18 protein-coding genes and 1 other RNA gene are annotated in these 16,506 nt (G+C 65.9%); 16 read left to right on the top strand and 3 right to left on the bottom strand.

The annotated features are described in order from the left end of the window. The first annotated feature begins 5 nt into the window (after positions 1-5). The 11 genes from nusA (at position 6) to BXU08_RS14525 (ending at position 11,984) form a co-directional block, all read left to right on the top strand. Positions 6-1,631 (top strand): transcription termination factor NusA, encoded by a 1,626-nt coding sequence (nusA, locus tag BXU08_RS14475; RefSeq protein ID WP_077510697.1) that lies wholly within the window; start codon positions 6-8, stop codon positions 1,629-1,631. After that, the gene (locus tag BXU08_RS14480; RefSeq protein ID WP_077510698.1) at positions 1,612-2,385 is read left to right on the top strand and encodes a DUF448 domain-containing protein; all 774 of its coding nucleotides are present in this window, start codon (positions 1,612-1,614) and stop codon (positions 2,383-2,385) included. Before nusA ends, BXU08_RS14480 begins: the two co-directional genes overlap by 20 nt. 8 nt (positions 2,386-2,393) lie before the next feature. Next, the gene (infB, locus tag BXU08_RS14485) at positions 2,394-5,123 is read left to right on the top strand and encodes a translation initiation factor IF-2 (protein WP_077510699.1); all 2,730 of its coding nucleotides are present in this window, start codon (positions 2,394-2,396) and stop codon (positions 5,121-5,123) included. Positions 5,124-5,281: 158 nt separating this feature from the next. Beyond that, positions 5,282-5,701 carry a PaaI family thioesterase gene (locus BXU08_RS14490; protein ID WP_077510700.1) on the top strand — a complete coding sequence of 140 codons (420 nt, stop codon included), beginning with the start codon at positions 5,282-5,284 and terminating at the stop codon, positions 5,699-5,701. 2 nt (positions 5,702-5,703) lie between these two features. Next, positions 5,704-6,099 carry a 30S ribosome-binding factor RbfA gene (gene rbfA / locus BXU08_RS14495; RefSeq protein ID WP_077510701.1) on the top strand — a complete coding sequence of 132 codons (396 nt, stop codon included), beginning with the start codon at positions 5,704-5,706 and terminating at the stop codon, positions 6,097-6,099. 33 nt (positions 6,100-6,132) lie between these two features. Beyond that, positions 6,133-6,717, top strand: coding sequence for a thymidine kinase (locus BXU08_RS14500; RefSeq protein ID WP_077510702.1), 585 nt, complete (start codon positions 6,133-6,135; stop codon positions 6,715-6,717). Positions 6,718-6,720: 3 nt separating this feature from the next. Beyond that, entirely contained in the window at positions 6,721-7,707 is a 987-nt protein-coding gene (truB, locus tag BXU08_RS14505) for a tRNA pseudouridine(55) synthase TruB (protein WP_077510703.1), read from the top strand. A 21-nt stretch (positions 7,708-7,728) separates the two neighbouring features. Beyond that, positions 7,729-7,998 carry a 30S ribosomal protein S15 gene (gene rpsO, locus BXU08_RS14510; RefSeq protein ID WP_077510704.1) on the top strand — a complete coding sequence of 90 codons (270 nt, stop codon included), beginning with the start codon at positions 7,729-7,731 and terminating at the stop codon, positions 7,996-7,998. 158 nt (positions 7,999-8,156) lie between these two features. Further along, positions 8,157-10,532: a polyribonucleotide nucleotidyltransferase gene (pnp, locus tag BXU08_RS14515; RefSeq protein WP_077510705.1), complete on the top strand. Its 2,376-nt coding sequence runs from the start codon at positions 8,157-8,159 to the stop codon at positions 10,530-10,532. A gap of 133 nt (positions 10,533-10,665) precedes the next feature. Beyond that, complete coding sequence (locus BXU08_RS14520; protein WP_077510706.1) at positions 10,666-11,466, top strand: DUF2971 domain-containing protein; 801 nt, start codon at positions 10,666-10,668, stop codon at positions 11,464-11,466. An 86-nt stretch (positions 11,467-11,552) separates the two neighbouring features. Next, on the top strand, positions 11,553-11,984 hold the full coding sequence (locus BXU08_RS14525) for a hemerythrin domain-containing protein (RefSeq protein ID WP_077512435.1): 432 nt from the start codon (positions 11,553-11,555) through the stop codon (positions 11,982-11,984). Between the two features lie 8 nt (positions 11,985-11,992). Here BXU08_RS14525 and ssrA read toward each other — a convergent pair. Further along, positions 11,993-12,377, bottom strand: a transfer-messenger RNA (tmRNA) gene (gene ssrA / locus BXU08_RS14530). A gap of 58 nt (positions 12,378-12,435) precedes the next feature. On the opposite strand from ssrA, the gene BXU08_RS14535 reads away from it, so the two are divergent. Then, a complete protein-coding gene (locus BXU08_RS14535) occupies positions 12,436-12,867 on the top strand; it encodes an Rrf2 family transcriptional regulator (RefSeq protein WP_077510707.1) in 432 nt (143 codons plus the stop codon). Here BXU08_RS14535 and mscL read toward each other — a convergent pair. After that, positions 12,864-13,322, bottom strand: a complete 459-nt coding sequence (mscL, locus tag BXU08_RS14540) for a large conductance mechanosensitive channel protein MscL (RefSeq protein WP_077510708.1) — start codon at positions 13,320-13,322, stop codon at positions 12,864-12,866. The genes BXU08_RS14535 and mscL overlap by 4 nt on opposite strands. A gap of 119 nt (positions 13,323-13,441) precedes the next feature. Here mscL and BXU08_RS14545 point away from each other — a divergent pair, with 119 nt between their 5' ends. The 4 genes from BXU08_RS14545 (at position 13,442) to BXU08_RS14560 (ending at position 16,170) form a co-directional block, all read left to right on the top strand. Beyond that, entirely contained in the window at positions 13,442-14,023 is a 582-nt protein-coding gene (locus BXU08_RS14545; RefSeq protein WP_077510709.1) for a LemA family protein, read from the top strand. A gap of 73 nt (positions 14,024-14,096) precedes the next feature. Then, the gene (locus tag BXU08_RS14550) at positions 14,097-14,972 is read left to right on the top strand and encodes a YgcG family protein (protein WP_077510710.1); all 876 of its coding nucleotides are present in this window, start codon (positions 14,097-14,099) and stop codon (positions 14,970-14,972) included. Continuing rightward, positions 14,972-15,640 carry a TPM domain-containing protein gene (locus tag BXU08_RS14555; protein WP_077510711.1) on the top strand — a complete coding sequence of 223 codons (669 nt, stop codon included), beginning with the start codon at positions 14,972-14,974 and terminating at the stop codon, positions 15,638-15,640. Before BXU08_RS14550 ends, BXU08_RS14555 begins: the two co-directional genes overlap by 1 nt. Next, positions 15,637-16,170 (top strand): NUDIX hydrolase, encoded by a 534-nt coding sequence (locus tag BXU08_RS14560; protein ID WP_077510712.1) that lies wholly within the window; start codon positions 15,637-15,639, stop codon positions 16,168-16,170. Before BXU08_RS14555 ends, BXU08_RS14560 begins: the two co-directional genes overlap by 4 nt. 6 nt (positions 16,171-16,176) lie before the next feature. Here BXU08_RS14560 and BXU08_RS14565 read toward each other — a convergent pair whose 3' ends face one another. Further along, positions 16,177-16,506, bottom strand: coding sequence for a DUF1905 domain-containing protein (locus BXU08_RS14565; RefSeq protein WP_077510713.1), 330 nt, complete (start codon positions 16,504-16,506; stop codon positions 16,177-16,179).

Genomic DNA, 16,506 nt, shown 5'->3' on the forward strand with positions numbered 1-16,506 from the left:
GCACGATGGCCACTGCCGTTACTGCCAATCGCGCAGAGCTGATCGCGATCGCCGATTCGGTCGCCAAGGAAAAGCTGATCGACCGCGCCATCGTCATCGAGGCGATGGAGGACGCGATCCAGCGCGCCGCCAAGAACCGCTATGGCAGCGAGAACGACATCCGCGCCAAGCTTGATCCCACCACCGGCGATCTTCGCCTGTGGCGCGTCGTCGAAGTGGTCGAGGCGGTCGATGATTATTTCAAGCAGGTCGATCTGAAGGGTGCGCAGAAGCTCCAGAAGGACGCGAGCATCGGCGACTTCATCGTCGATCCGCTGCCTCCGATCGAGTTCGGCCGCATCCAGGCGCAAGCCAGCAAGCAAATCATCTTCCAGAAAGTCCGCGACGCCGAACGGGAACGCCAGCACGAGGAATTCAAGGACCGCATGGGTGAGATCATCACCGGCGTGGTCAAGCGCGTCGAGTTCGGCCATGTCGTCGTCGATCTCGGCCGCGCCGAGGGCGTGATCCGCCGCGACGCTCAGATCCCGCGCGAAGTCGTCCGCGTCGGCGACCGCGTCCGGTCGATCATCCTCAACGTCCGCCGCGAAAACCGCGGGCCGCAGATCTTCCTGAGCCGCGCGCATCCCGACTTCATGAAGAAGCTGTTCGCGCAGGAAGTCCCCGAAATCTACGACGGCATCATCGAGATCAAGGCCGCTGCCCGCGACCCGGGTTCGCGCGCCAAGATCGGCGTCATCTCGCATGACTCCAGCATTGACCCGGTCGGCGCCTGCGTCGGCATGAAGGGAAGCCGCGTCCAGGCAGTCGTGCAGGAAATGCAGGGCGAGAAGATCGACATCATTCCCTGGTCGCCCGACACCGCGACCTTCGTGGTCAATGCGCTCCAGCCGGCCAATGTCAGCCGCGTGGTGATCGACGAAGAGGATGACCGCATCGAAGTCGTCGTTCCCGACGACCAGCTCAGCCTCGCGATCGGCCGCCGCGGCCAGAACGTCCGCCTGGCGTCGCAGCTGACCGGCAAGGCAATCGACATCCTCACCGAGCAGGATGCCAGCGAGAAGCGCCAGAAGGAGTTCGTCCAGAATTCCGAGCTGTTCCAGAACGAGCTCGACGTCGACGAGACGCTGGCCCAGCTGCTCGTCGCCGAGGGCTTCGGGTCGCTCGAGGAGGTCGCCTATGTCGAGCTCGTCGAGATCGCCGGGATCGAAGGTTTCGACGAGGAGCTTGGCCAGGAGCTGCAAAGCCGCGCGCAGGAAGCGCTCGACCGCCGCGAGGAAGCCAACCGCCAGCTGCGCCGCGAACTCGGCGTCGAGGACGATCTGGCGACGATGCCGTACATGACCGAAGCGATGCTGGTCACGCTCGGTAAGGCGAACATCAAGACGCTCGACGACCTCGCCGATCTGGCGACCGACGAGCTGGTCCAGAAGAAGCGCCAGGAGCCGCGCCGCCGCGCCGAAAACGCCAAGACGTCCGAGCGCGCCGAGGACAAGGGCGGGATTCTCGCCGAGTACGGCCTCAGCGACGATCAGGGCAACGAGATCATCATGGCTGCCCGCGCGCACTGGTTCACCGACGAAGAGCCGGCATCCGGCACGGAGGACGCTGTTGCGGAATCCGAGCAATGATACCGCTGGCGTAACCGCCAAGGCCGACTCCTCGCTTCCTGCAAGGGAAGCGAGCGAGCCGCTGCGCACCTGCATCCTGTCGCGCGAGGAATCCCCGCGCGAGGGGCTGATCCGACTCGCGCTCTCGCCCGATGGCGATGTGCTTCCCGATATCCGCGCCAAGGCCCCCGGCCGCGGCGCGTGGATCGGCGTCGCGCGCGTCGAGCTCGAGGCGGCGCAGGCCAAGGGCAAGCTGCGCGGCGCATTGTCGCGCGCGTTCAAGACGCAGGATCTGCGCATTCCCGACGATCTCGGCGCGCGAATCGAAGCGCAGCTTCAGCGCAATCTGCTCGATCGGCTCGGCCTCGAATCCAAGGCCGGACACGTTACGATCGGCGGCGAGCGGCTCGACAAGGCCGCCCGCTCGGGCAAGCTGCATCTGCTGCTCCACGCCTCCGATGCCGGCGAAGACGGTGCCGGCAAGCTGGCCCAGGCATGGCGAGTCGGATCGGATATGGAAGGCAGCGGCCGGCGGGGGTTAACATTGCCCCTGCCGCGCACCATATTGTCCTTGGCCCTTGGCCGCGAAAATGTGGTACATGCCGGCCTTACCGACGCCAAAGCGGCCAAGCGGGTGAGCGAAGCGCTCGATCGTTGGCTGCACTTTATCGGACCCGACCCCGCTCCCCGCCCTTGCGAAACAGGCTCGCAAGGCGCATCGGCGTTCCCGCCGGACGGGTCGCAGAATATGACGAACTCGACTGAAGGACTTTGAGCACGCGCATGAGCGATACTGAGAACGAAAAGCCGAAACTGGGCATGCGCGCGCCGCTGGGGCTGAAGCGCACGGTCGAGACGGGCAAGGTGAAGCAGAGCTTCAGCCATGGCCGCTCGAACACCGTGGTGGTCGAAGTCAAGCGCCGCCGCGTCCTTGGCCCGCAAGGGACTCCGCAGGAAGAGGCCGCGCAGGCCGCTGCGCCCGAGCCTGTCGCCGCGGCACCCGTGCCGCAGCCGCCGGCCCCGGTTGCGCCCGCACCGCGTCCGCCCGTCTCGAACGAGAGCGCACAGGAGCGCCAGGCCCGCATGCTGCGCGAGGCCGAAGACCAGCGCATGCAGGCGCTCGAGGAAGCCCGCCGCCGCGAGGAGCGCGCGCGTGCCGAGGCTGCCGAGGCCGAAGTCCGCCGTGTCGAGGAGCGCGCCCGTGCCGAGGCCGAAGCCGCTGCTGCGCCCAAGGTCGAAGCCGCGCCGACGCCTGCGCCCGAGCCGGTCGCAACGCCTGAAAAGGCGCCCGAGGCCGTGGCTGCTGCTCCGGCGGCACCTGTGCCTGCGCCGGCCGCACCGCCCGCGCCGCCGCCCAAGCCGGTCGGCATCCAGCTCGATCCGAGCCGCCCTGCGCCGCGCCTGTTCACGCCGGTGCAGCGTCCCGAGATTCCCAAGCCGCAGCCCAAGCCCGAGCCGCAGCCGCAGGAGCGCGCCCCCGCGGCCGCATCCGCGCCTGCCGCTGCAGGGGCGGCTGCGCCGCGTACTGCGCCGTCGGGCGCACCCGGCCTCGCGCCGCGGCGTCCGGCCGAGCCGGCGCGTCCGCAGCAGCGCGACCGCAAGGCCGACGATCGCCGCCAGTCGGGCAAGCTCACGGTCAACCGTGCGCTCGGCGACAATGACGGCGCCCGCGCCCGCTCGCTCGCCGCGCTCAAGCGTGCGCGTGAGAAGGAGCATCGCCGTTCCTATGGCGGCGCGCGCGAGCCGCAGGCCAAGCAGGTCCGCGACGTCGTGGTGCCGGAGGCGATCACCGTCCAGGAACTCGCCAATCGGATGGCCGAGAAGGGCGCCGACCTGGTCAAGACGCTGTTCAAGATGGGCTCGCCCGTCACGATGACGCAGACGATCGATCAGGACACTGCCGAGCTGCTGGTCACCGAGTTCGGCCATAACATCGTGCGCGTCTCGGATGCAGATATCGATCTGGCGACCGATACCGTCGAGGATGCCGAGGATACGCTCGAGACGCGTCCGCCGGTGGTGACGATCATGGGCCATGTCGATCACGGCAAGACCTCGTTGCTCGACGCGTTGCGCGGCACCGATGTGGTCAAGGGCGAGGCCGGCGGCATCACCCAGCATATCGGCGCCTACCAGGTCACGCTGAAGGACAAGTCGAAGATCACTTTCCTCGACACGCCGGGCCACGAGGCCTTTTCGGAGATGCGTGCTCGCGGCGCCAACGTCACCGACATCGTCGTGCTGGTGGTGGCCGCGAACGACGGGCTGATGCCGCAGACGATCGAGGCGATCAATCACACCAAGGCGGCCGGCGTGCCGATGATTGTGGCGATCAACAAGGTCGATCTCGACAGCGCCAATCCGCAGCGCGTGCGCGAGCGTCTGCTCGAGCATGAAGTGATGGTCGAGGAAATGGGCGGCGAAGTCCAGGACGTCGAAGTCTCGGCGCTCAAGAAGACCGGGCTCGACCAGCTGATCGAGAAGATCCAGCTCCAGGCCGAACTGCTCGAACTGCGCGCCAACCCGAATCGCGAGGCGGAAGGCACCGTGATCGAGGCGAAGCTCGACAAGGGCCGCGGCCCGGTCGCGACGATCCTCGTCAATCGCGGCACGCTCAAGGTCGGCGATGTGTTCGTCGTCGGCGCCGAGAGCGGCAAGATCCGTGCGCTGGTCGACGATAAGGGTCGCCAGATCAAGGAAGCCGGTCCGGCGATGCCGGTCGAGATCCTCGGTCTCTCTGGCGTGCCGATGGCGGGCGATCCGCTCCAGGTCGTCGAAAACGAGGCGCGCGCTCGCGAAGTCGCGGAATATCGCGCCGGCGTCATCCAGAACAAGCGGACCACCAATGCCCCGGCCAGCCTCGAGAGCATGTTCTCGGCGCTCAAGGACAAGCAGGCGATGGAGTATCCGCTGGTCGTCAAGGCGGATACCCAGGGCACCGTCGAAGCCATCGTCGCTGCGATCAACAAGATCTCGACCGACGACATTCGCGCCCGCGTGCTGCACGCAGGTGTGGGCGGCATCACCGAGAGCGACGTGACGCTCGCGGGTGCCAGCGGCGCGCCGATCATCGGCTTCAACGTCCGTCCGAACGCCAAGGCGCGCGAGATCGCCGATCGGCAGAAGGTCGCGTTTAAATATTACGACGTGATCTATGAACTGACCGACGAGATTCGCGCCGGCATGGCAGGCCAGCTCGGGCCGGAGGCGTTCGAGACGATCGTCGGCCGCGCCGAGATCAAGGAAGTGTTCAGCGCGGGCAAGCACGGCAAGGCGGCGGGTCTCCTCGTCACCGAAGGCGTCATCCGCAAGGCGCTCAAGGCGCGCATCACCCGGGACGATGTCATCATCTACCAGGGCGAGATCGCGTCGCTGCGGCGCTTCAAGGACGACGTTGCCGAAGTGCGCGCAGGCCTCGAATGCGGTGTCACGTTCACGCAGAACTTCACCGACATCAAGGCAGGCGACTATCTCGAAACCTTCGAAGTCGAGATGCGCGAACGCACGCTGTAAAATCTCCCTCTCCCCGTGTGGGAGAGGGAAAGGGCCCGCTCGCGTAGCGAGTGGTAAGGGTGAAGGGGTTAGGGCCCGCTCCCCCGCACCCTTCCGCCGATTTCATCGGCTCCCTCTCTCTCCCACTAGGGGAGAGGGCGTTCACGGCGGAGGACGGGATGCCATCGATCTTCGACGACTTCCCCGTCCCCTCATCGGCACGGCTGCTCGGCTGGGAAGTCCGGGCGGTGGACGTGGCGGCGCAGTCGATCGAGATCGGCTTCGTCGCCGATGATCGCTTCCTCAATCCTGCGGGCACGGTGCAGGGCCGCTTCCTCGCCGCGATGCTAGACGATACGCAGGGGCCGGCGCTCTATTCCGCTACCCAGGGTGCGGTCTATGCGCCCACGATCGACTTCCATGTCGTCTGCCTCAAGCCCGCCCGGCCGGGGCGGTTCATTGGCAAGGGCAGGGTAGTCAGCCTCGGCAAGACGATTGCAGTGACCGAGGCCGAATTATACGACGAAGGCGGCATATTGGTCGCCCGCGGCACCTTTACGGGCCGCGTCATGGATGCCGCTATGGCGCGACGGGACTGAACATGAAGCACACCCAGACCGAAGACCGTTCCGTCCGCCTGCTCCGCGTGGGCGAACAGGTGCGCCACGTGCTGAGCGAGATTCTCCAGCGCGGCGACGTCCATGACGAGACGCTGGCCAGCCACATGGTCTCGGTCACCGAAGTCCGCATGTCGCCGGACCTGCGCCACGCCACGGTGTTCGTGAAGCCGCTGCTCGGCAAGGACGAGGAAGCGGTGCTCAAGGCGCTGCGCACCAACACAGCCTATCTCCAGCGTGAAGTCGCCGCGCGGGTGAAGATGAAATACGCTGCCAAGCTCAAATTCCTTGCTGACGAGAGCTTCGATGAGGGCACGCATATCGATCGGCTGCTCCGCGCGCCCAAGGTGGCGCAGGATCTGGGCGAATCGGAGGACTGACTTCCCCGACGCGCGCCCCTAAGGAGGGCGGCCATGGCCAAGCTCTATTTCTACTACGCCTCGATGAATGCGGGGAAATCGACCACCTTGCTCCAGGCCGATTTCAATTATCGCGAGCGCGGCATGCGCACTTTGTTGTTCACCGCCGGCGTGCATGATCGCGGCGGCAAGGGGATGATCGATTCGCGGCTCGGGCTTCAGGCAAGCGCGGTGCCTTTCGAGCCCGATACCGATCTGCGCACGATCGCCGAGGATGCGCATTTCGCTGCGACGCTCGCCTGCGTGCTGGTCGACGAGGCGCAGTTCCTGTCGGCGGCGCAGGTCCGCCAGCTCGCGCATCTTGCCGACGAGATCGGCATTCCGGTGCTGTGCTATGGGCTGCGCACCGATTTCCAGGGGCGGCTGTTCCCGGGCTCGGCCGAGCTGCTTGCGCTTGCCGACTCGCTCGTCGAGATCAAGTCGGTGTGCGACTGCGGGCGCAAGGCGACGATGAACCTGCGTGTCGACGATGGCGGCAACGCCATCCGCGAAGGCGCGCAGAAGGAGATCGGCGGCAACGAGCGCTATGTCGCGCTGTGCCGGCGCCATTTCATGCAGCGTACCGGTGCGGCGGGCTGACCGGTGCACGGCTGGATCATCCTCGACAAGCCGCTCGGGCTCGGCTCGACCCAGGGCGTCAGCGCCGTCAAGCGCGCGCTACGCGAAGGCGGCTATGGCCCAAAGAAGAGGGATATGCCCAAGGTCGGCCATGGCGGTACGCTCGATCCGCTGGCGACCGGCGTGCTGCCCATCGCGATCGGCGAGGCCACCAAGCTCGCCGGGCGGATGCTCGACAGCGACAAGATCTACGATTTCACGATTGGCTTCGGGGTGCAGACCGACACGCTGGATCTCGAGGGGCGGGAAATCGCGACCTCGGATGTCCGGCCGACGATCGATCAGGTGCGGGCGGTGCTGCCGCGCTTCACCGGGCCGATCGAACAGGTCCCGCCGGCCTATTCGGCGCTCAAGGTCGATGGCGAACGCGCCTATGACCTTGCCCGCGCCGGCGAGGAAGTGATCCTCGCCCCCCGCAGCGTGACGATCCATTCGCTCAGTATCCGTCACCCCGGACTTGTTCCGGGGTCCACGGCGCCACAATCTGCGGCTTCCCGTTTGGAGGAATGGCCCCGGGAACAAGTCCGGGGTGACGGACTGGAGCCGATCGACGAGATCACCCTCACCGCGCATGTGTCCAAAGGCACGTATATCCGCTCGCTCGCGCGGGACATCGCGCTGGCGCTCGGCACCGTCGGTCATGTCACGATGCTTCGCCGCACCAGGGCCGGTCCGTTCGGCCTCGAATCCGCGATATCGCTGGACAAACTGGGGGAACACGCTAAGGCGCGCACGCTTGAACACCTACTCCTGCCGCTGAGGGCGGGGCTGGACGACATCCCGGCTCTATCCCTCACCCCCGACCAGGCAGGGCTGCTCCGACAGGGGCAGGTTCTGGCCGGGATTGCCGCCGATGATGGCCAATACTTCGCATGTGCGGGCGATACGCCCGTCGCGCTGGTGGAGGCTCAGTCCGGACTCGTCCGGGTCGTCCGCGGCTTCAACTTGTAAAACGATGTCGTAGGAAAACACATGTCGATCACGCAGGAGCGCAAGGACGCGCTCGTCAAGGAACATGGCCGCGAGAGCGGCGACACCGGCAGCCCCGAAGTCCAGGTTGCGATCCTCACCGAGCGCATCACCAACCTGACCGAGCACTTCAAGACCCACGCGAAGGACAATCACTCGCGCCGCGGTCTGCTGCTGATGGTCAACAAGCGCCGTAGCCTCCTCGACTATCTGAAGAAGAAGGACGAGGCCCGCTACACCGGCATCATCGCGAAGCTCGGGCTTCGCAAGTAACGAGAAAGGGCGCCCTTGCGGCGCCCTTTTGACATTCGAGCCGCAGGCGATCCGGCCCGCGGCTCTGGCAGGGGTGAAGACCATCCCGAACCGACCCGGGCCGGATAGCCCGGACATAGGCCCCCGCCGCATCTGGCAGCGGGAGTGAAGGAAATCCAATGTTCGACAAGAAGACTGTATCGATCGAGTGGGGCGGCAAGACGCTGACTCTCGAAACGGGCAAGGTTGCCCGCCAGGCCGACGGCGCGGTGATCGCGACGCTCGGCGAGACCGTGGTGCTGTGCGCAGTGACCGCGGCCAAGCATGTGAAGGAAGGCCAGGACTTCTTTCCGCTGACCGTCCACTATCAGGAGAAGTTCTCTGCCGCGGGTCGTATCCCGGGCGGCTTCTTCAAGCGCGAGCGCGGCGCGACCGAGAAGGAGACGTTGATCTCCCGCCTCATCGATCGTCCGCTCCGCCCGCTCTTCCCCGAGGGCTTCTACAACGAGATCAACTGCATCGCGCAGGTCCTGTCGTATGACGGCGAGAACGAGCCGGACATCCTCGCGATGGTCGCCGCTTCGGCCGCGATGACGCTGTCGGGCGTGCCCTTCATGGGCCCGATCGGCGCGGCGCGCGTCGGCTATGACGGCAGCGACTATATCCTCAACCCGACCGACGAGCAGGTCGATTCCGGTCTCCTCGACCTCGTCGTCGCGGCGACGCAGGACGCGGTGATGATGGTCGAATCCGAAGCCAAGGAGCTTTCGGAAGACGTCATGCTTGGCGCCGTGATGTTCGCGCATCGCGAGAGCCAGAAGGTGATCGACGCGATCATCAAGCTGGCCGAGCAGGCTGCCAAGGAGCCCTGGGAACTCAAGGTCCAGGACGACAAGGTCGAGGTTAAGGCCAAGCTCAAGAAGCTGATCGGCAAGGACCTCGAGGCGGCCTACAAGCTGACCGACAAGCAGGCCCGCCAGACCGCGATCAACGAGGCGCGCACCAAGGCGCGTGACGGCATGGCCGACCTCAAGGAAAGCGATCCCCAGGCCTATCTCGCCAGCCTCAAGCTGGTGAAGAAGCTCGAGGCGGACATCGTCCGCACCGCGATCCTCAAGGAAGGCCGCCGCATCGACGGTCGCGACACCAAGACGGTCCGTCCGATCGTCGCGGAAGTCCACTTCCTGCCGCGCGCGCACGGCTCGGCGCTGTTCACTCGCGGCGAGACCCAGACGATCGCGACCTGCACGCTCGGAACGCGTGACAGCGAGCAGATGATCGATGGTCTCGGTGGCCTCAGCTACCAGCACTTCATGCTGCACTATAACTTCCCGCCCTATTCGGTCGGCGAAGTCGGCCGCTTCGGCGCGCCGGGCCGTCGTGAAGTCGGCCATGGCAAGCTGGCGTGGCGCGCGCTGCACGGCGTGCTGCCCACCAAGGAAGAATTCCCCTACACGATCCGCCTGACCTCGGACATCACCGAGTCGAACGGCTCGTCGTCGATGGCGTCGGTCTGCGGTGGTTCGCTTGCGCTCATGGACGCCGGCGTGCCGATCAAGCGTCCGGTTTCGGGCATCGCGATGGGCCTCATCCTCGAGGGCAAGGAATTCGCGGTTCTCAGCGACATCCTCGGCGACGAGGATCACCTTGGCGACATGGACTTCAAGGTTGCGGGCACGTCCGAAGGCATCACCACGATGCAGATGGACATCAAGATCGCCGGCATCACTGAAGAGATCATGAAGGTCGCGCTGGACCAGGCCAAGGACGGCCGCATCCACATCCTGGCCGAAATGGCCAAGGCGCTCGATCACACCCGTGAGGAACTCTCGGCGCACGCACCGCGCATCGAGACCTTCACGATCGACAAGTCGAAGATCCGTGAAGTCATCGGCACCGGCGGCAAGGTGATTCGCGAGATCGTCGCCACCACCGGCGCCAAGGTCGACATCGACGACGAAGGCGTGATCAAGGTCTCGTCGTCGGACACGTCGCAGATCGAAGCCGCGATCAAGTGGATCAAGGGCCTCGTCGAAGAGGCCGAGGTCGGCAAGGTCTATGCCGGTAAGGTCGTCAATCTTGTCGATTTCGGCGCGTTCGTGAACTTCATGGGCGGCAAGGACGGTCTCGTCCACGTCTCGGAGATCCGCAACGAGCGCGTCGAGAAGGTCTCGGACGTTCTGAGCGAAGGCCAGGAAGTCAAGGTCAAGGTCCTCGAGATCGATCCGCGCGGCAAGGTTCGCCTGTCGATGCGCGTCGTCGATCAGGAGACCGGCGCCGAGCTGGAAGATACGCGTCCGGCGCGTGAGCCCCGCGAAGGCGGCGATCGTGGTCCGCGCGGCGAAGGCCGTGGCGGTGACCGTGGCGATCGTCAGCGCGGCGGCGGCGGTGGCCGTGGCGGCGACCGTGGCCCGCGTCGCGAAGGCGGCGGCGATCGTGGTCCGCGCGGCGAAGGCCGGGGTGACCGCGGCCCGCGCACCCCGCGCGAAGGCGGCGAGGACAAGGGCGGTGACGATATCGGCCTTCCCGCGTTCCTGACCGGCGACAAGGACTAAGCATTCTCCGGTCGGGTGGAACGCCTGACCAGAGATGCACAAGCACATCCGGCGAAAGTTCGGAGAGGATGAAAGGGGCTCGCGGCGACGCGGGCCCCTTTTTCCGTTTGGGCTCCCGGAATAAGGTTGGCGAATGACCGAGACGCCCTCCGCTTCGAAGCTTCCCGGCTGGCTCAGCCACTATACCGACCTGCCCGGGCTGATCGGCATCGTCGATGAAGGCGTGATCCGCGCCTCGAACGTCGCCTATCTCAACGATCGCGAGGAACTGCTCCACGGTGTAAGCTGTGCGCGCAAGGTGCTCGACCGGATCGTCGGCAATTCCAGGCTGAGCGGCTGGGCCGGGCCGATCGAGACGGTGGTCGCCCAGATCGAATCGGGGCGGATGCCCGACACTTATGCCGCCTGCTTTTGCGAGAAAGCGGACTTGCTGAGCCAGTGGCGCGGCTATGGCGGCGGCGAACAAGGCGTGGCGATCCAGTTCAGCCGTTCGGGGCTGGAGGAACTCGCCGGGACGGAGGAGCGCTATCTCGCTCCGGTCGAATATGGAGTCGTGACTGCCAAGAGCCGAATCAATGCCGAGCTCAAGACGCGTCTGGACAAGTTTTCGGACGATGCGCCCGAGGGCGCAGTCTATCGCCTGCTGAGCGGGCTCATTCCGCGCTTCAAGCATATCGGGTTCAAGGGCGAGCTCGAATGGCGGCTCGTCGTCCAGCACGAGACCATGCACAAGGACGTGAAGTTCCGCGCGCGTCGCAACGTCATCCTGCCCTATTTCGAAATCGGCGGGGCGGACGGGCGTCTGCCGATCAAGGCGGTCAAGATCGGTCCCGGACCGGACATCGAACTCACGCGGAAGAGCGTGAAGCAGTATCTCGAGCGCAAGGGCTATGACGTGCGCGTCGATGTTTGCAACGTCCCCTTCCGCACCTGACGACGCCGATTTCCCTGCAAAGCCACTGCAATTGTACGGAGCAGGCGCAACGCCCGCGTGACGCTATGCGCGGGGAGGGGGGCAAGATGTCGAAACCGAATGCCGCCGATCTGCTGCGCGACCACGCCGCGATCGAGTCACTGTCCGCGCGCCTGGCGGCGCTGATCAACCGCGATGCCGATGCCGCGGAGCTCGCGCTTACGCTGGACCATCTGGTCGCAACCGTAGCCGACCATCTGTCGATAGAAGATGCGATGATCTATACGCTGGCGATGCAGGCGAGTTCGGGGACTGCGGCGGGAAGCGCGGAGCGCATGCGCTCCGCCTTCGAGCAGCTCAAGACCGATTGGGGCGCCTATCTGACGCTGTGGAGCGCCGAGGCCATCGCCGCGGACCGCGCCGAATTCGTCGCCGCCACGCGCGCGATGCTGCCGCGGCTGCGCGATCGGGTGCGCCTGGAAAACGAGCTGCTGTTCCACGTCAGCCAGCGCGAAGGTGAGGGCTGCAAGGCCGGCTGAAACGGGAAAGTGGGGAGCTTCTGTTGCCCGGTGCTCCCCGTACCGCTGGAATCCGCTTCTGTTGCCCGGTGCGGTCCAACCGCGCATTTTAGAATAACCTTAGGCCGTTAGGCCGTGGGGTTACGCCGCAATAGCGAGTGCTTCGTTATCGTTGGCACTTGTGTTTCAGACCGTCACAGTGGCCCACGCTGAGAGATAGTCGGCGCTTTTCAACACACGTCGATCCTGGTTCGGCCCCGTCAGAAACGGTGTCCAGATACACCACCGGTTATGGTGGAGCCGCCGGGTACTGCCCCCGGGTCCGCTGCGCCTATTGCACGCCGTCGTTTATCCCCATAGCCGGGCGAACCCGGCAGAACCCATATAGGACCTCAATCGCTTAATGAAAAGGTCAGGTTGGAAGGGGTAGGGCCTTTCCACCGATCCAATCACTTGGCATGGAGGGTGCATCATGTTGACGCAGCGGTCCCGCTACGCGCTTCGCGCGATGCTTTTCCTCACCCAGCAGCAGTCCGCCATCGGACCCGTGCCGATGAACCGCATTGCTGCCGAGGCCAATGTGCCGAGGAAGTTCCTCGAACTCATCCTCGCCGATCTGCGCGAGGCCGAATTCCTGGTGTCGACGCGCGGCAAGATGGGCGGCTATCGCCTCGCCCGCGCGCCGCATCTGATTTCCCTGGGCGAGATCATCCGGGTAATCGAAGGGCCGCTCGCGCTGGTCCCCTGCGTCAGCCGCACTGCCTATCGTCCGTGTAATGATTGCAAGGACGAAGCGAGCTGCGCGATCCGCCATGCCATGGCGCGCGTGCGCGACGAGACTGCGCGCATCCTCGACGGCACCAGCCTCGCCGATGCCGTCGCGGAGGAACTGGCGGCGGCTTAGGCCCCGGCGTTCTTGCGCTTCAGCTCGTCGCGGATCTCGCGCAGCAGCACGACATCGGCCGGATCGGCGGCAGGAGGCGCCTCGCCTTCGGCCTTTTCGCGTTCGGCGGTTGCGATGATCTTGTTCACGCTGCGAACCAGCAGGAAGACGATGAAGGCGAGGATCACGAAGTTGATCACCACCGTCACGAACTCTCCATAGCCGAGCAGCGGCACGCCTGCGGCCTTGAGCGCAGCATAGTTATCGGGCGATCCGGTATAGGTTGCCGGGATCGGCGCCAGCCGGATGAAATAGCTCGAAAAATCGAACCCGCCGAACAGCCAGCCGATCACCGGCATGATGATGTCGTCGGTGAGCGATTTGGTGATCGTGCCGAACGATGCGCCGATGATCACGCCCACCGCGAGATCCAGCACGTTTCCGCGCGCGATGAAGGTACGGAATTCCTTCAACATGGGGCCCTTGCTCCTCTTCAAACCCGTTTCCCGGATAACCATGTCCGATTTCGCTATCGGGCTCCAGTGTTGCCACCGTATAAGACACTCTTCGATAGATCCGGAGGATCAACCACGTGATGAAGTTTCGTGCCGTTCTCGCGCTCGCCGGCGCCGCCCTGCTCTCCGCCTGCGGGATCAACAGCGTCCCCACATCCGAAGAGACCGCCAAGGCGCGCTGGGCCGACGTCCAGACCAACTACCAGCGCCGCGCCGATCTGGTGCCTAACCTGGTCAACACGGTGAAGGGTGCCGCCGCGTCCGAGGGCAAGATCCTGAACGACGTGACCAGCGCGCGCGCCCGCGCGACGCAGATCCAGCTGAGCGGCGACGACTTGACCGATCCGTCCAAGGTCTCGGCGTTCAACCAGGCGCAGAACGGCCTGTCGCTCTCGCTCCAGCGCCTCCAGGAAGCCTATCCGCAGCTCCAGAGTCAGGCCAATTTCAAGACGCTGATGGATCAGCTCGAAGGCACCGAGAACCGCATCGCGATCTCGATCCGCGACTACAACGCCGCGGTGCAGGAATATAACACCCGCATCCGCACCTTCCCCGACGCGGTCGGCGCGAAGATCTTCTACGGTTCGAAGCCGATGACGCCGTTCCAGGCCCAGGCCGGCGCGGACAAGGCGCCGACGGTCGATTTCGGGAACGGCAGCTGATCCTGGAGCTTGCCCATGCCGGCGCGGTCGATGGCACCCCCACCGACCGCGCGGCCAACAATCGCGAGATCCTGTGATGCGTTTCTTACGGTTTCTGCTCGCTTTGCTGCTGCTCGTGCCGCTCGCGGCGCAGGCGCAGACCTTTCCCAAGCGCGACCGCGAGCCGGTGGTCGATGCCGCCAACCTGCTGAGCGCCGCGCAAAAGGCCGAGATCAGCGCGCTCGCCGAGGACATCAACAAGGCGAGCACGCGCCAGTTCGTCGTCGCGACGATCCCCGATCTGCAGGGCTATGACATCGCCGATTACGGCTACCGGCTAGGGCGCGCCTGGGGGATCGGGCAGAAGGACGCCAATAACGGCATCCTGCTGATCGTCGCACCCAACGAGCGGAAGGTGCGGATCGAAGTCGGCTACGGGCTCGAGCCGATCATGACCGACGCAATGTCGAGCAGCATCATCCAGGATACGATCCTGCCGCGCTTCCGCGCCAACGACATGCCCGGCGGGATCGTAGCCGGGGCGCAGGCGATCGGCGAGCAGATGAAGCTCCCGCTCGAAGCCGCGGAAGCGCGCGCCAAGGCGCAGGCGGACAAGGCGAGTGCGGCACCCCGGCAGCGGCAGCGCTCCGGCGGTGGTGGCGTTCCTTGGGGCCTGATTTTCTGGGGGATCATCCTCGTCTTCGTGATCCTGCCGATGTTCGCGCGCGGCTTCGGTAGCCGAAAGCGCCGGCGCGGCCCCTGGGGCGACCGGCGCTATCGCGGCGGCGGCGATGGCGGCGCATTGCCGATCATCCTGTGGAGCATCGCCAACGAGATCGGTCGCAACGCGGGGCACGGTGGCGGTTCGTCCGGATGGGGCGGCGGCGGTGGCTGGGGAGGCGGCGGGGGCGGCGGCTTCTCGGGCGGCGGTGGATCGTTCGGGGGCGGTGGCGCCTCGGGGAGCTGGTGATGCATCTGAGCGAAGCCGATCACGCGCGCGTAACTGCCGCAGTCTCGCAAGCCGAGCGGGCGACCGATGGCGAGATCGTCACCGTCGTCGCGGGGCGTTCGGACGCCTATCATGATGTCGCGCTGCACTGGACGGTGCTCGCGATGCTTTTCGTGCTGGCGCTGCTCGCCTGGATACCGGCACCGGTCGAATGGCTCCATGCGGCGCTGATCGACGCCTGGTCGGATACGCCGCCGCGCTGGTATCTCACCTTCGCGCTGGTGCTGATGGCAGTGACCTTCCTCGTCGCGCGCGTGCTGCTCGCGCTCGATGCACTGCGGTTGGCGCTGACCCCCGGCGGGACCAAGACGCGGCGCACCCATGCCCGCGCGCTCGCCCTGTTCCGCACTGCCGCCGAGAAGCGCACTCGCGCCTCCACCGGCGTCCTTCTCTATCTCAGCCTCGCCGAGCACCGCGCGGAGATCATCGCCGACGAAGCGATCCATTCGAAGGTCTCGGCCGATGTCTGGGGCGAGGCGATGGCGGTGCTGATCGCGCAAGTGAAGCAGGGACGGCCCGGCGAAGGCATGGCACAGGCAGTCGCGCAGATCGGCAACGTGCTGGCCGAGCATTTCCCGCGCAGCCAGGACGACATCAACGAACTTCCGGATCGCCTGATCGAACTATGAGCATCGAAGAAGAGCCCGTCGAGACCGTCTGGCAGGGCAAATGGATCACGGCCAAGCGGCAGGGCAAATGGGAGTTCGTCGCGCGCGCCGGCGGGATCCAGGCCGCGGTGATCGTCGCGATCGATGACGAGGATCATGTCCTGCTCGTCGATCAATATCGCGTGCCGCTCGGCCAGCGCTGCCTCGAGCTTCCCGCCGGGCTGATTGGCGACACGCAGGACGGCGATACGCCGCTCGATGCCGCGCGGCGCGAGCTGATCGAAGAGACCGGCTATGATTGCGCCGCGGTCGAGGAACTCGGCTATTTCCACTCCTCGCCGGGCATGGTCAGCGAGGGCTTCACGCTGGTCCGCGCAACCGGGCTCACCAAGGTGAGCGAAGGCGGCGGCGTCGATGGCGAGGACATCATCGTCCACCGCGTCGCCCGTGCCGACATCCCCACGTTCGTCGCACGAAAGCGTGCCGAGGGCGTGGCGATCGACGTCAAGCTGCTCCTCCTGCTCGCGGACACGCTGCTCGAACGCGCCTGACGCCGTTCAGGCGCGGATCTCGACCTCCACCAGATCGCCCGCGGCAATTCGGGCGGCGCGCCGGACCTCAGCCTTGACCGGCAGCACATAGCCGCCGCTTTCGCTGTGCGGGAAGACCGACGAGGCGAAGCGCACGCCCTGGATGCAGGCCTCGACCCGCACCGAGCCGAACCCGCGGGCACCGCCCATCGCCCGCAGCTCGAATGCCCGCGCCCGCAACGCGTCCGCCACGGCGCCGGTGACAGTCACGAAATGCCAGCTCGCCTTGGCCGGCGGCTGCGGCGTCCAGCGCCACAGCTCGGCAGTGAAGGTCAAGGTCGAGTTGCTGTCGTGCAT

This window comes from Sphingomonas sp. LM7, assembly GCF_002002925.1.
In the GTDB taxonomy this organism is placed as follows: domain Bacteria; phylum Pseudomonadota; class Alphaproteobacteria; order Sphingomonadales; family Sphingomonadaceae; genus Sphingomonas.

Bases quoted from the DNA above. Each gene is read 5' to 3' on its own strand.
- nusA (WP_077510697.1), top strand. From the start codon at position 6: ATGGCCACTGCCGTTACTGCCAATCGCGCAGAGCTGATCGCGATCGCC.
- infB (WP_077510699.1), top strand. From the start codon at position 2,394: ATGAGCGATACTGAGAACGAAAAGCCGAAACTGGGCATGCGCGCGCCG.
- BXU08_RS14490 (WP_077510700.1), top strand. From the start codon at position 5,282: ATGCCATCGATCTTCGACGACTTCCCCGTCCCCTCATCGGCACGGCTG.
- rbfA (WP_077510701.1), top strand. From the start codon at position 5,704: ATGAAGCACACCCAGACCGAAGACCGTTCCGTCCGCCTGCTCCGCGTG.
- BXU08_RS14500 (WP_077510702.1), top strand. From the start codon at position 6,133: ATGGCCAAGCTCTATTTCTACTACGCCTCGATGAATGCGGGGAAATCG.
- rpsO (WP_077510704.1), top strand. From the start codon at position 7,729: ATGTCGATCACGCAGGAGCGCAAGGACGCGCTCGTCAAGGAACATGGC.
- pnp (WP_077510705.1), top strand. From the start codon at position 8,157: ATGTTCGACAAGAAGACTGTATCGATCGAGTGGGGCGGCAAGACGCTG.
- BXU08_RS14520 (WP_077510706.1), top strand. From the start codon at position 10,666: ATGACCGAGACGCCCTCCGCTTCGAAGCTTCCCGGCTGGCTCAGCCAC.
- BXU08_RS14525 (WP_077512435.1), top strand. From the start codon at position 11,553: ATGTCGAAACCGAATGCCGCCGATCTGCTGCGCGACCACGCCGCGATC.
- BXU08_RS14535 (WP_077510707.1), top strand. From the start codon at position 12,436: ATGTTGACGCAGCGGTCCCGCTACGCGCTTCGCGCGATGCTTTTCCTC.
- mscL (WP_077510708.1), bottom strand. From the start codon at position 13,322: ATGTTGAAGGAATTCCGTACCTTCATCGCGCGCGGAAACGTGCTGGAT.
- BXU08_RS14545 (WP_077510709.1), top strand. From the start codon at position 13,442: ATGAAGTTTCGTGCCGTTCTCGCGCTCGCCGGCGCCGCCCTGCTCTCC.
- BXU08_RS14555 (WP_077510711.1), top strand. From the start codon at position 14,972: ATGCATCTGAGCGAAGCCGATCACGCGCGCGTAACTGCCGCAGTCTCG.
- BXU08_RS14560 (WP_077510712.1), top strand. From the start codon at position 15,637: ATGAGCATCGAAGAAGAGCCCGTCGAGACCGTCTGGCAGGGCAAATGG.
- BXU08_RS14565 (WP_077510713.1), bottom strand. From the start codon at position 16,506: ATGCACGACAGCAACTCGACCTTGACCTTCACTGCCGAGCTGTGGCGC.